Here is a 13,625-nt window from a genome sequence, read left to right on the forward strand (position 1 = left end):
CTGCGGGGGCCTCGTGCCCGGCGTTCACAGGATCAGCCCGACGCCGGGTCGCCCGTCGTAAGGGCGGGCCCGGTGTCGGTGTCGTCCTTGCGCCACACCATCGTCACCGTCAGATGGCAGTTGGCCGCAGTCTTGGTGATCACCACCCCGGCCTCCGTGGAGAGATCGACCCCGAACTCGACCTCCACCTCCGCCGGCCCCGCGTCACGCAACCGCCTCAGCACAGTGCGCGCCAGGTCGGTGACCGGCTCCAGGGCCGCGCTCAGCCCCACCGGCAGATCACGGATCGCGTCCCCGACCCGGCCCGCCTTCACCGGCCCGGCCGCACCGTCCGCGGCCTCGACAAGGATCGAGCCCCCGCCGTCCAACGGCACCCGCGCCAACTGCTGCCCCACGTCGTCCCTCCCCCTGCCGCCGCCCCCACGACGACCGCACCCACACCGTACAAGCGCGGACACCCCGGAAAACGGCGAACTCCCCAACGGACCCGGGACATCGGGCCGGCCGACTGCAAGTGCGCCTACGCCACCACCCGGCAGAGGTGGCTGAAGTCCGACGGCCAGGTCGACTGGACCACCCTGCCGCTGGACACCGTGTTCGAGGGTGAGCAGCTCGGCCGCTGGGCGTGGGCGCAGCGGGCCGGGTGGCCCGGCCTGGAGGCTGACCAGCGGGACCTGCTGACGGCGAGGCATCGAGGCCGACGCCGAGCTGGTGGCCGCAAGGCCGCCGCCGAGGCGAAGCCGAAGGTGTCCCGCACCGACAGGCTCCAGCAGGGCCTGGCGGCGCTGGCGCAGTTCGTGGAGCGGGAGCGGCACGCCAACGTCAGGCGCCGCACAGGGAGCCGGTGAAGGCCGTCGAGGCCGGCCCCGGAGGTGAGGAGCAGGTGGTCGTATCGCACTTCGCGCTGGGCACCTGGCTGAACAACCAGAAGGCCCGCCGGGCGAAGCTGACCCCGGGCCAGCTCGCACAGCTCGCCGAACACGGCGTCGAATGGGCCTGACCGTTGCAGCGGGATTCTCGGGACACCCACGCGAATCCGGTGCACTGACGGGGTTGGCTGGTCAGTGACGGTCGAGCTTCCCTCGTAGATGGGAGCCCGACCAGGACGAGCAGCTCACACCCTCAACGGACCAGCCAGACGTTTCCCACTCGACTCACGAAATGTCCTGGTCAAAGCCCGCTCAGACCTCGGTCCAGAACCCAGAACTCACAGTGTGGTGCTTGAGCTGGCCGATCGGCAGGTGCGACTTCAGTGCGGACAGGTAGGCGCCGTTCATGTCGAGCGCCGCCACCGTCAGCTCCGATTCGGTGCTCTTGATGAGAGCGGTGTTCTTCCACTTCGGGCGCGCTTCCCACACCTGATCGGGCGACGCCTTGGACGCCTTCCTCAGGATGTCCGGCAGCGGCGGGTGGTCGGTGTGCTCATACCGCGCGCCGACCCGGGAAGCGGCGAGGAGCGCCATCGCGTCCGGGATCGCCTTCTTGATCAGGGCGGCGGTTGCGGCGTCCACGTCGCCGCCGTGGCGGGCGAGTTCCCGCTCGACGGGGCGGCGGATCAGGTCCAGGAGCTCCGCCAGCGACACCGACTCGGAGCTCTCGCCGCCCGACCGGGCGCGGGGCGCAGCAGGGGCCGATGGCGCCGGAGCGGAGTCCGGCGGGGCCGGGGCCGGCTGCTGCTCGGGTTCGGCGGTCGGGGCGGGAGTGGGCTCGGGCGGCGATGCCGCGTGCGGGGTCTGGGGGGCCTGCTGGGCTTCCTCGACGGGGGCGGCCGAAGTCTGGGTTGTGGGTGCCTGTACGGGGGTGGTGGTGAGTTCGCAGAAGCCGCCGACGTGGGTGGCGACGCCGGCCACACGGTGGCGCACCGGGCGACCGCAGCGCACGCACGGGGCGGGCGCGAACATCGCGATCTCGCCGCCCGGGCCGCGGTCGAAGTCCGGGACCGGCACGGCCTCGCTCAAGGTGGCGGTGCCGGCGCCGGTGAGCTGGGTGGCGGGGGTCTGCTGGTCGTAGCCGACGATCTCCTGCACACCGTGCTCACGACACCGCCCGACGGTCGACATCGGCGGGAACCCGCTGGTGATGACGTCGCCGCAGGCCAGCTGCTGCCAGTACGTCGACGGCGTGAACAACGGCTCCGGCACCCCGGCCTCAGCCGCGGCAGGCACCGCCGAGGCCTCAGAGACCACCTTGGGAGCAGCAGGGGCGGCCTTGGCGGGGCTCGGGGGCCACTCCGCACGCACCGGCTCCGGCTCCGGGGCAGCCGGGGCGAACGTCGCCGGCACAGGGCCGACGCCTGACTGCCGGGCGGTGTAGGCCTCCGTGGCGCGAGTCGGCCCGGCCAACAACTCCAGCACGTCCAGTCCCCAGTGCGCCGCCAGGGCATCCACATCGTCCAGCGTCCACGCCGACGCCCCGGACTGACGACGCGACACCTTGTCCTGGGTCAGACTGATACCCGCGGCCAGCTGCGCCTGAGTCTCCTCGGTGACCTGACGCAGCGCCGCGACAGTGATGCGCAGCGTCTGCAGCGTACTCAATGACATGGGTCCGACCCTACCCTGCCCAATGCGAATTTTCCATGCAGCATGAGAAATATGACTTTCTGTCGTGATGGTCGAGCGACGGTGCGAGGACCGATCGTTGTCCGGACGCCGGGCGGACCGTGACCGGGGACCGCGCGTTGATCTCCGCCGCCGCGGCTGGCGGCACCCGGCGGATCCGGATCCGGCCGGGGCGCCTCCGACCGGTGCGCGGTCACAGGCGACCGCCGAAGTCGAGAGAACGACCGCCAGCCCCCAGCACCCCCCGCGCGGCCTGGCGCCCGGATTGGGACCGACCTGGCGGGCGAGTGGTGCTGCCGGATTCGAGCCCGACACCTGTGCGCCGATCAGGTGGGAGTAGCAGCGTCATGTATGCAAGACGCGGGCCCAGCGGTGATCATCTTTGACATGGGCTCCACAAGAGGGAAGGACCGGTACCGGCGAGCGGCAGGCGTGGTTGCGGCCGTGGTGTGTGTGACGGGGGGCGTCTGGGCACTGGTGAAGCTGGGCACTGCGGAGCTGAGTACGTCCGAGCAAGTCGGGGTGTTGGGCCTCCTGCTGGGTCTGGTGCCGATCGGGGCCGGGGCGGTGCGGCTCCTCAAGCCCGTGGGCGAAGTCGATGTAGAAGGAGCCGCTGCCAGCCTGGCCGGGGCCGTGGAAGCCAGCGAGCTGGCGCAGCGCCTGCAGCTGCTCGGCGGGGACGATCATCCGATCGACGTCGGCTTCTCCTTCCGCAGTGCTCCTTCGCGTGTTGCCGAGCACGCCGGAGCGGCTGGGAGTCTGAGTGAGATCACCGACTACTACCGGCAGCTGCGGCCCCGGCGCCTGGTGATCACCGGTGCGCCCGGGGCAGGCAAGACCGTGCTGGCACTCGAGCTGATGCTTGGTCTGCTCGAGGGCCGCGGGCCCCATGACCCGGTGCCGGTGCGCCTTGCCCTGGCCAGTTGGGATACCACTGTGACGCTGGAGGAGTGGCTGACCGGCGAACTGGTCGACATCTACCGGCTCAGCCGTGGAACCGCTCGGGCGCTGGTCGAGCAGCGGCGGGTGCTGCCGGTTCTGGACGGTCTGGACGAGATGGACGCCGTCGGCGCCCCTCGCGGATCCTCGCGAGCAGCTGCGGCGCTGGCGGCCCTGAACGCGTACCAGGCCGGTCGCAGCAAGGCGCCGATGGTGTTGACCTGCCGCACGGCGCAGTACGAGGCGCTGGCCGGGAGGGCCCGGCTGCTGGACTCGGCCCGCGTGGAGGTCGAAACCGTCACTCCCCGGCAGGCTCATGCCTTCCTGGCAACCCGAGTGTGGGATCCACAGCTGTGGGGCCCAGTGCTGGACACCCTCGACCGTGATCCCAACGGCGCGGTGGCCCAGACGCTCTCCACCCCGTGGGTGCTGACGCTGGCCATCATCGTGTACGAGGCTGACGGCGACCCCGCCGGGTTACTCGACCTGGCTGAGCCGCATGACATTCGGCAGTACCTGCTCGACCGATTCGTACCGGCCGCGACTGACCTGCACGTGCGCGCGGGGAACACCGCCTACGAACCCGGGGACGTCGAACGCTGGCTGACCGTCCTGGCCGACTACCTGAACGACAACGCCCGCACCGGCCGCACCGTGGGCGGACAACGGCTCTCCGCCGCCGACTTGGTACTGCATCGGCTCTGGCCGATCACGGCTGGCCGAGTCAGAACTCTGGACACGGTCATGTGCGCGGCAACCGGGCTCGTGCTCCTGGTCTGGCTCGGCGCCGCCACCTTCGAGACGACGGAGATCGTCGCAGGCACCGTCCTGGCGCTGCTCGTAGGGTCCTGGATCGTCGTGGCCAGCAGGATCACCTGGCCCACCCCGAAGGGCATCGATCTACGGAGGCTGCGCACTCGTGCCGGGCGTCGTGCAACCACCGTTCCTCTCGCGGTCGCACTCTCGGTAGCGCTCGTATGCTCGCTGGCATTGGCCCTTCTCGCGGCTTACCCTGCGGACTACCCGCTGCCTGGCTACCCGCTGATGGATGCGCTGGCGAACGTGCTCACTGTGGCTCTCCCGATGGGGCTCATCGGCGGGCTTGCGTTCGGACTCAGAACCAATCTGGAGACAAGTGCGCCGCGCGGCGCAGTTGATGGCCCGAGGGACCTGGTCCGTGCCGACGCCCGGGCAGGGCTCACGGTCGGGCTCGGCGCCGGGCTTGCGGCAGAGCTCGCGCAGCTGGCCCAGGCCGGGTTGACGGACGGGGGCCTTTCGCTGCAGAACGCATTCGGGGGTATCGACGTTCTTGTCGTAACCCTGGCATTCGTGTGTCTCGCAGGCCTGCTGATCTGGGCCGGCGCGTGGCGCCGGTACGTGGCGACGCTGCTGTGCACACGAGGCCGCCTGCCATGGCAGCTCGGCCGTTTCCTCGACTGGGCATACGGTGCCGGCCTTGTCCGGGTGTCCGGGACGGCATATCAGTTCCGACATCGAGAGCTGCAGGACCACCTGGCCGGCAGAGTCAGGACGTCGCGACATGCGCCTGCGGTGACTTGACCACCCGCCCTGGTACACCAGCGCACCACAGGAGACGTACGACCAGCACCCACGGGTGGTCCAGCACGAGCTCCGCCATCACGGTGGTCGTTCCTGGTGAGACACCACAGCTTGCGGCCGTGCGCTTGGCCGTCCTGGCGTACCCTCCCCGTGTCGCGTAGGTCCATGAGCGCGTCCCGGAGCGCCCGGTCCGGTTGCTGTCCGGGGAGGACCAGATGCCAAGGCTCCCGCGGGGCGGCGTGCTGGAAGAGGGCGAGCGCCACCAGCACAGGGCCGGCCTCGTCGATCCCCGCTTCCACAGCCCACCAGAATCAGCACCGGAGGCAGGGGGAGGCTGGGGGGACCCGGTGCTCGGGTTCGACACCCAGTCGTGCCGCATGAACAAGGGTCGGGTCAGGACGGCGTCGCCGAGCCGCTGCGCGCGCAGCACGAGCCCCAGCTTCTGCGAGCCCGGATCGGCCGCATGCGTGTAGAGCACGCCGCCCTCCCGTGTGCCGCGGTCGAGCAGCCACTGCTCCAGCTCAGAAGGCACTTGTGCCCGACCAGCGGGGTGTCCTCCAGCGTGGCCTGGGGGCCGCACCTCGCGTCGACGGCGAGAAGGGCCACGGCGGTTCGTTGGCGGCGCTGGCGCGGCGCGGGCCTCGGTCGGCGGATACGCGATCGGACGTGGCTCTCGGAGCTGCGGGCCGCGGCCCAGGTGCCGGCGGGCGAGCCGGGCTCGCTGTCGCCCGAGCGGCGGTGTCGGGGAATGTCAGCAGGACGGCGTTGTGCTGCTCGCTCATCGCACTCCGATCGGGCCGGGACCGGCGGTGGCCGGGCTTCCATCGTGACCCTGGGTGCAGGGCGCTGCCACAGGAATGGCATTCGAACCCCGGACGGGGTTCGCCCGCCGCAACGGTCGGAGGCCACCCCGCCGCAACCGCCCACCGCTCGGCCGGAGGTCACCCTGTGTCATGGAAACCCGTCGAGTTGTCAGGTTGCGACCCGGGTGAAAGCATGAGAAGGCCCCTCTTCCATCGAGGGAGGTCCACGATGACCACCCCAACGAACAGCGGCGGATCCGACAACGGCCCAAGCGACAAGCCGGACCGGACCAAGGACATCCACGGTCCGCAGGATCCGCTGGTCGACAGATTCCGCCCGGACCCGGCCCACGCGCCCGTCCGAGGACTCACCCTCAAAGGCTTCCTCGGCGACAGCGACCGCGAAGGACACCGGCGGCTGTACCTGACGAAGAACCTCGACTACTACGTCGAATTCGCCACCGACGACGTCCTAGACAGCGCCGGTATTCCGCCGGACCGGCCTCCTTTCGTCGGAACGGAGGCAACCGAGGTCACGCTGAAGGAGGGAGCCCATGTCAGCTACACCCACAGCGCCCCGGTCCGCCCGTCGGACGACTTCGACCTCGACGTCCGCCGGGTGAGCCGGGCGGGCCCGAGGGGCCCGCAGCGCGGCCGAGGGCTAACACCACGGGGGTCACCAGCCGCCCTGGCGCGTCGTGCGGCCGGCCGCTTCGCTCCGCAGGAGGGCTGCACGTGCGGCGCCCCCTGTGGCCAGCAGACAATCGAGTTCGTCTCCTGCGCTTCGTGCGACGACACCTGCGTCTCGTGCGACGGGACCTGCGACCAGACCTGTCCGCAGTCCTGCAACGGCACCTGTGACGACACCTGCCAGTTCACCTGCGCTCCCACGTGCGCTCCCACGTGCGAGACCTGCTTCACCTGCAACACCTGCGGGGAAACCAGGTGCACCGTGTGCTGTGAAATTCTGACCGGCGTGGCCTGCGGCTGACGGTCGCCCGCCCGGCGTGTCACCACGCCGGCCGCCTTGCCGTTCGTAGCCGGTCCGCTGCTCCGAGGGAGACCACATGACGCGACGCGAACTCGCCGACGCGACAAGCACTTTCGGCGCGAGAAGCAGTTTCGGGTCGCCGACGGCCGACGGGCGAGACCCGGAGCCGCGCCCGTGGCGCAGCGTGCTCGACGGCGACCGGCGGGCGGCCGCGCTCGCCGCCGCCGATACCGCCGCCGAGCGCTGCGTGGATCGCGCCCGCATCTGCGAGGCGCTGGCCGGTGCCGCCCGTCAGACCCGCCTCCCCCGGACGATCGACTGGCTCTCCCCCGGGGTGGCCAGGGGAGACGCCGGAATCGCGCTGCTCTGCGCGTACATCGACCAGTGTCGGCCCGGACAGGGGTGGGACGAGACCGGCCACCACTTCCTCGTCACCGGGCTCGAAGGCATCGGGCAGAATGCCGCGCGGATCGGCTCCGGCCTCTACAGCGGGCTCGGCGGCACGGCGTTCGCCGTCGCCGCGCTCAGCCGCGACGGCACGCGCTACCGCCGTGCGCTCGGCGCCCTCGACGACGAACTGGTGCCCCGCGCACAGCTCATGGCCGCGCGGCTCGCCGAGGGCCGCCACGGTCGGCCGGTGAGCGACTTCGACCTGGTCTCCGGGGCGAGCGGACTGGCCGCCGGCCTGCTGCCGCGCGATCCGCACGGCTCGCTCGCAGACCTGCTCGGCGCGCTGGTCCACCTGGCCTCGCCGAACGGCGCGACGCCGCACTGGGCCACGCCGGAGGACCAGCTCGGTGACCCCGCGACGCGGCCCATCTACCCGTACGGCAACCTCAACTGCGGGCTGGCGCACGGGATTCCCGGGCCCCTGGCGATCCTCGCCCTCGCCCTGCGGGCCGGCCGTGAGGCACCCGGCCAGGCGGCGGCGGTCCGCTACCTGGCCGACTGGCTGACCGCGCACCGCCTCGACGACGCGTGGGGCGTCAACTGGCCGTCGGCCATCCCGCTGCCAGCGGCGCCCGGACGACCCCCGCCGCCGGACCCCGGCCCGGCGCGCAGCTCCTGGTGCTACGGCAGCCCCGGGATCGCGCGGGCACTCTGGCACGCCGGCGAGGCCCTGGACGACGGACAGCTGCGCGACTTCGCCGTCGAGGCCGTCACCCGCGTGCTGCAGCGGCCCGACGCCGCCCGCCAGCTCGCCTCGCCCACGTTCTGCCACGGCGTCGCCGGACTGCTCCAGGTGGTACTGCGCTTCGCCCACGACACCGGCCTGCCACAGTTCACCGCCGGGGCCGAGCAGTTGGTCGACCAGCTGCTCGATCACTTCGATCCCGACCGTCCGCTCGGGTACGCCGCGGTGGAACCGGCCGGCAACCGGGTGGACTCGCCCGGCCTGCTCGACGGAGCCCCCGGCGTCGTCATGGTCCTGCTGGCCGCCGCAACCGACACCGAGCCCACCTGGGACCGGTTCTTCCTGCTGTCATGACGGTCAACGACCCTGAGCACCGCCGCCGCGCGCAGCCGATCTACCGGCCGCTGGGCTGGGCGGTGGTGCGGGCACCGCTGCTCCCGGTGGACGCGCTCGCCACCGCCGGCGCGGCCACCGGCGGCGACACCCTGATGCCCGACGCGCCGCAGGTCCGCCTCGCCGTCGAGGTGGCCAGCCGTGACCTCGCCGCAGCCCTGCACCGCACCCGCCCCGACGACCCGGAAGCTCGGCGGGTGCGCCGCAAACTGACGCGCTACCTGATCCGCATGTGCACCCGGCCGACGCCCTTCGGTGTCTTCGCCGGCGTCGGCCTGGCCCGCTGGAGCGACCACACTGATCTGGCGCTCGGGCCGTACCCGCCGCGCACCCGCACCCGGCCGGACATGGCGTGGCTGCTCGGGCTCATCCACCGTCTGGAGGAGGAGCCGGAGATCCGCGCCGGCCTGCGGCTGGTCACCAACGCGGCGGTCGTCCTGCGCGGCGAGCACGCCCTGCTCCGCGACGCCGAAGCCGACGGCGCGGCGGACACCGTCTCGGTCCGGCTGACCCCGGCCGTACGGCAGGTGCTGGAGACGGCGCGACACCCGGTCGCGGCGGACGACCTGGCGGCCGGGCTCGCCGGGCTGGCGGGCGCGACCCCCGACAAGGCGGCCAGGCTGGTCGAACGGCTGCGGGCCCAGGGCTTCCTCCAGACCGATCTCCGACCGCCCCTCACCAACGGCGACCCCGCCACCCACGTCCGCGAGCGGCTGGCCGCCGTCCCCGGTGCGCGGGAGCTGGCCGCCGGGCTCGACCACCTGTCCCGGGACCTCGCCCGGTGGGACGCCCTCCCGCTCGACGCACGGGTCCGACCCTGGGCTGACCTGCTGGAACGCGCCGACGGGCTGCACCCGGCGGCGCCCGGAGACCCCGTCCTCCAGACCGACCTGGCCCTTCCCCTGGCCGGCCGGGGCCTGCACGCCGAGGTGGCGGCGGAGGCGGCCCGCGCCGCCGAGCTGCTGCTCCGGCTGAGTCCCCTCCCGGCCGGCCCGCCCCGCCTGGAGTCCTACCGGCGGGCGTTCCTGAGCCGTTACGGGGCGGAGCGCCGGGTTCCCCTGTTGGACCTGCTAGACCCGGACGTGGGGCTCGGACCCCCGACCGACTCGTCGGCCCACCAGCGCTCGACCCCGCAGCCGCCGCAGCGCAACCGGCTGCTGCTCGGCCTCGCCCTCGCCGCCAACCGGGAGCACCGCCAGAGCGTCGACCTGACCGACGAGCAGATCGAGGCACTCACCGTGTCCCGGCCCGATCCGGCCGCCTGCCCGCTCTCACTGGAGCTCGCGCTGTTCCTCACCGCCGCTTCGCCCGCCGCCCTGGACGCGGGTGAGTTCCGGCTGGTCGTCGGCCCCAACCTCGGCGCCCCGGCCGCCGGCCGTCACCTCGGCCGGTTCGCCGACCTGCTCGGCCCGGAGGCCCGTACCGCCCTCGACGAGATCGCCCGGGCCGAGCAGGAGGCCAGCCCCGACACGCTGTTCGCCGAGGTCGTCTACCTGCCGCACCGGGCGCGCTCCGCCAACGTCGCGATCCGGCCGGCGGTCCGGACCCACGAGATCGTGCTCGGCACCGGGCCCGGGGTGCCGCACCGGGACGCCATCCCGCTGCGCGAGCTGGTCGTGGGCCTGCACGAGGGCCGGTTCAGCGTCGAGTGGCCCGCCGCCGACGCCCGGATCACCGGGGTGCAGGGCCACATGCTCAACAGCATGGGCGCACCCGCCCCGGTCCGCTTCCTGCTGGACGCCGCCGCCGACGGGCGCTGCCAGCCCTCGCTGTTCTCCTGGGGCCCGGCGAACGGCTTCCCGTTCCTGCCCCGGGTCCAGTACGGCCGCACCGTGCTCGCCCTCGCGCAGTGGCGGCTCGACGCGGCCGACCTGCCCACCGGCGCGGGCGAGGAGTTCGCGGCCGCGCTGTCGGCCTGGCGGCAGCGGTGGGCCGTCCCGCATCTGGTCTACCTGTGCGTCGGCGACAACCGCCTGCTGCTCGACCTCGCCGACCCCGACCAGGTCGAGGTGGCGCGCGAGGAACTGCGGGCCCTGCGCGGCACGCAGGCGCTGCAGCTCCAGGAGGCGTTGCCGCAGCCGCAGGACGCCTGGCTGCCCGGGCCGGACGGCCGCCACGTCTGCGAGCTCGTCGTTCCGCTGGTGCGCGCGCGGGCCGCGGCCGTGGACCCGGCAGGGCTCGACGGGCACCCGGCCGGTCACGCGCACGCGGCCGCCGACACCGTGGCGGCGGGCACCCGGTTCCGGCCGCCCGGAAGTGACTGGCTGTACCTCAAGCTCTACGGCAGCCCCTGGCAGCAGGACGAGCTGATCGCGGGACCGCTGCGCACCTTCGCCGAGTTCGCCACCGCCGCCGGACTGGCCGACAACTGGTTCTTCATCCGCTACTCGGACACGGACAGCCACCTGCGGATCCGCTTCCACGGCGAGCGGTCCGCCCTGCTCGGCCCGCTGATGGACCAGGCCTGCCGCTGGGCGGAAGACCTGCTGGCGACCGGGGCCGCCACCAGGCTCGCCTTCGACACCTACGAGCGGGAGGTCGAACGCTACGGCGGCAACGACGGGGTACGGGCGGCCGAGGAGGTCTTCGGCGCGGACAGCACCTCGGTCGCCTGGCTGCTCCAGGCGGGCGAGGAGGAGGAAATCCCGCTCGACCGCACGGCGTTGGCGGTGAGCAGCGTCGACGACCTGCTCGACACCCTGGGCCTGTCCGAGCCGGAACGGCTGGCGTTCCTGCGCGGCGCCGCCGAGACCACACGCGAGGGCGGCGACGAGTACCGCCGCCGCGGCAACGACCTGCGCCTGGCCCTCGCCGGTCCGGACCGGCCCGACACCGAGGTCCTGCGCCTGCTGCTGGCCCAGCGCCGCACCGCCCTCGCCCCTGCGGCCGCCCTGCTCGCCGCACTGCGCCAGGACGGCAGGCTCCGGCGCAGCCACGGCGCGCTGTGCCGCAGCTACGTCCACATGCACCTCAACCGGCTCGGCCTGGGCCCGGCGGGCGACGGCGAAGGGCTGGTCCTCGAACTGCTGCGCCGCACCCGCGAGGGCCTGGCCAAAGCACCCGTCACTTGACGGCCGGGCGGTCGCCGTGGGTCAGTTCCCGGTGCGTGCCGCGTCGCGCAGCCTGCGCCAGGTGCGGGCCGCGCGTGAGGCGTCGGCCGCGGCGTACCGCAGGGCCGGTGCCGAAGACGAAGCGGTGAAGGTGCTGGAGAAAGCACGGCGCGTGGCCCACGCCGAGATCGAAGCCCTCGCCGAACTGGTAGGCACTCAGGTGCTCGGCGATCTCGCGCGGCGCCAGGCTGATATGTCCGTCGCAGTCGCTACCTGCTGGCCGGTATGTCGCCCTGTCCGCGTGGGTCAGGCGGATCTCCCCGTACTTGGGGGCGCAGCCGGTATCACCCGACGCCCTGTCGAAGGTCGGGGCACCGATACGGTGCTGGGCGCCTGGTGGGGGCGTCGGCGCGTGGGTCAGTCGCGGTAGATGGTGGAGCGGTGGCCGACGTGGACGACCAGGACGAGCAGTTGGCCGCCGTCGACGGTGTAGATGACCCGGTAGTCGCCCACGCGCAGCCAGCGGGTCTCGGGGGATCCGACGAGGGCGGTCGTGCTGCAGCCGTAGGGGTCCCGTTCGAGGTCGGAGAGCTTGCGCAGGATGGTGATGGCGGTGGCTCGGGGAGCTTGCGAAGCTCGCCGCAGGCGGACTCGGTGAACCGCGTCGCGTATTTGCGGTCGCTCACTCGGGTCTGGTCAGCGTCTCGGTCATCACGTCCTGAAGGCGGCGGCGGTGCCTGGTTGAAGTCGGAACCCCCTCCGCCCTGCCCGGCCGAGCCCGCCCCGCCGAACGGGGCAGCCCCGGCCCGCCACGGTCAGTTGCTTCTCCTCCGCGTGCCCGCCTGCGGCACGGTGGTCCCGGTCGGCTCTTGGCCGGGCTCAGCGCCGCGGCGGACTTGTGGGCAGCCAGCGGTGGAAGGTGGCGGCCAGACCGAGCGCGATGGTGCAGCTGGTGGCGAGCCAGGCCGCGCCGACGCCGGTGAGCCCGTACCGGGCATGAGCACGAGGACGAGGACCAGGAGCAGGCCGGCGAAGGCGAGCTGCAGCCCGGCCAGGAGCAGCAGGGAGCGGCGGACGCGGGCGACGTGGACGGCGGTGCCGAAGAGGATGTTGGGCAGGGCGGACAGTGCCATGAGGCGCATGACGGTGGTGCCGTGTTCGGCGTAGTCGGTGCCGAACAGTTGGAGGATCCAGGGTGCGGCGGCGACGGTGACGGCGGTGGCGGGGGCGATGAGGATGGTGGTGTGGCGGAGCATGTGGCGGGCGTGTTCGGCGAGTTTGTCGGGTTCGGCGGCGCCTTCGACGGTGAGGGACTGGCCCATGCTGTAGGCGGCTTGGTAGAGGGTGTCGGTGATGAGGTAGGCGAGGGAGTAGTAGGCGGTCTGTTCGGCTCCGAGGTGGGCGAGGATGAGCAGGGGCAGGGATTTGGAGACGGCGACTTGGCCGAGTTGGCCGATGTAGTCGGCTGCGGCGTAGGCCGCCATGTGCCGGCGCGGTACGCCGTGGGGGTGGGTGGTGTGCCGGGCGGCGGGCAGGGCCCGGACGAACAGCGCCGTGTTCGCCACGGTGACGGCGAGTACGAGGCCTACCGCCCAGGCCACCAGGATGCCGGCGGCGATGGCCAGGGCCGCGCAGACGGCCAGGGCGAAAGAAGATCAGGTTTTCGGCCAGGACCCAGCCCGGGCTGCGCAGACCGGTCAGCGCACCGTCCTGCAGGACGAAGATCGCATATGCCGCGGTGGCGAGGACGAAGAGCAGCGCCGGCAGCGGGCTGCGCAGTTCGGTCAGCCCGGGTGTGATGTGGGAGGCCAGCAGGACGAAGCCGGCGGCCACCGCTGCGCTGGAGGCGGCGGCGACGATGTAGCAGCGGATGACGAGGCGTCCCCCGCGGGGCCCGGCGGTGGGCAGGAAACGGATCAGGACGTCGCCGAGGTTGAGCGAGCCGAGCGTGGCCAGCAGCGTGGCCACCGACAGCAGGGCGTAGCTGCGGCCGACGGCTTCGGTACTGAACCACCTGGCCGCCAGGAGCCAGTACAGGCGCCGAGAGCGGCGGCCACCACCGAGCTGGCCGCCAGGATCCGCCCGTTGCGCAGCAGCACGCCGGGACCCGGCCCGGGCCCGCTGGCCGGCCGCATCCGCTCCCGCAACCGAACGAGAGGCGCGCCCTCCCTCACGCGGACCTCCCCGCTTCCA

General features: G+C 72.7%; 10 protein-coding genes and 1 pseudogene. 7 read left to right on the top strand and 4 right to left on the bottom strand.

The genetic code is table 11. The features are described 5' to 3' along the window. Window positions 1-32 precede the first annotated feature (32 nt). Window positions 33-395: a CU044_2847 family protein gene (locus tag OG871_RS00155; RefSeq protein ID WP_371493427.1), complete on the bottom strand. Its 363-nt coding sequence runs from the start codon at window positions 393-395 to the stop codon at window positions 33-35. Between the two features lie 198 nt (window positions 396-593). Here OG871_RS00155 and OG871_RS00160 point away from each other — a divergent pair, with 198 nt between their 5' ends. After that, complete coding sequence (locus OG871_RS00160; RefSeq protein ID WP_371493429.1) at window positions 594-848, top strand: hypothetical protein; 255 nt, start codon at window positions 594-596, stop codon at window positions 846-848. Further along, window positions 845-1,000: a hypothetical protein gene (locus OG871_RS00165; protein WP_371493430.1), complete on the top strand. Its 156-nt coding sequence runs from the start codon at window positions 845-847 to the stop codon at window positions 998-1,000. The genes OG871_RS00160 and OG871_RS00165 overlap by 4 nt, the downstream gene beginning before the upstream one ends. Before the next feature lie 181 nt (window positions 1,001-1,181). Here OG871_RS00165 and OG871_RS00170 read toward each other — a convergent pair whose 3' ends face one another. Further along, complete coding sequence (locus OG871_RS00170; RefSeq protein ID WP_371493431.1) at window positions 1,182-2,543, bottom strand: hypothetical protein; 1,362 nt, start codon at window positions 2,541-2,543, stop codon at window positions 1,182-1,184. A gap of 390 nt (window positions 2,544-2,933) precedes the next feature. Here OG871_RS00170 and OG871_RS00175 point away from each other — a divergent pair, with 390 nt between their 5' ends. The 4 genes from OG871_RS00175 (at window position 2,934) to OG871_RS00190 (ending at window position 11,453) form a co-directional block, all read left to right on the top strand. Beyond that, window positions 2,934-5,060: an NACHT domain-containing NTPase gene (locus tag OG871_RS00175; protein WP_371493433.1), complete on the top strand. Its 2,127-nt coding sequence runs from the start codon at window positions 2,934-2,936 to the stop codon at window positions 5,058-5,060. Between the two features lie 1,032 nt (window positions 5,061-6,092). Then, window positions 6,093-6,854 (top strand): hypothetical protein, encoded by a 762-nt coding sequence (locus tag OG871_RS00180; protein WP_371493434.1) that lies wholly within the window; start codon window positions 6,093-6,095, stop codon window positions 6,852-6,854. A 76-nt stretch (window positions 6,855-6,930) separates the two neighbouring features. Further along, on the top strand, window positions 6,931-8,343 hold the full coding sequence (locus OG871_RS00185; protein ID WP_371493435.1) for a lanthionine synthetase C family protein: 1,413 nt from the start codon (window positions 6,931-6,933) through the stop codon (window positions 8,341-8,343). Next, window positions 8,340-11,453 (top strand): lantibiotic dehydratase, encoded by a 3,114-nt coding sequence (locus OG871_RS00190; protein ID WP_371493436.1) that lies wholly within the window; start codon window positions 8,340-8,342, stop codon window positions 11,451-11,453. The genes OG871_RS00185 and OG871_RS00190 overlap by 4 nt, the downstream gene beginning before the upstream one ends. Window positions 11,454-11,849: 396 nt before the next feature. Here OG871_RS00190 and OG871_RS00195 read toward each other — a convergent pair. Together OG871_RS00195 and OG871_RS00200 are read right to left on the bottom strand one after the other, a co-directional pair. Next, a pseudogene (locus OG871_RS00195) lies at window positions 11,850-12,118 on the bottom strand (type II toxin-antitoxin system RelE/ParE family toxin). 129 nt (window positions 12,119-12,247) lie between these two features. Continuing rightward, the gene (locus tag OG871_RS00200; protein ID WP_371493437.1) at window positions 12,248-13,033 is read right to left on the bottom strand and encodes an MATE family efflux transporter; all 786 of its coding nucleotides are present in this window, start codon (window positions 13,031-13,033) and stop codon (window positions 12,248-12,250) included. A 137-nt stretch (window positions 13,034-13,170) separates the two neighbouring features. Between OG871_RS00200 and OG871_RS00205 the strand changes: the two genes are divergently transcribed. Then, a complete protein-coding gene (locus OG871_RS00205) occupies window positions 13,171-13,296 on the top strand; it encodes a hypothetical protein (RefSeq protein ID WP_371493439.1) in 126 nt (41 codons plus the stop codon). The last annotated feature ends 329 nt before the right edge of the window (window positions 13,297-13,625 follow it).

The sequence above is a fragment of the Kitasatospora sp. NBC_00374 genome, assembly GCF_041434935.1.
GTDB lineage: Bacteria > Actinomycetota > Actinomycetes > Streptomycetales > Streptomycetaceae > Kitasatospora.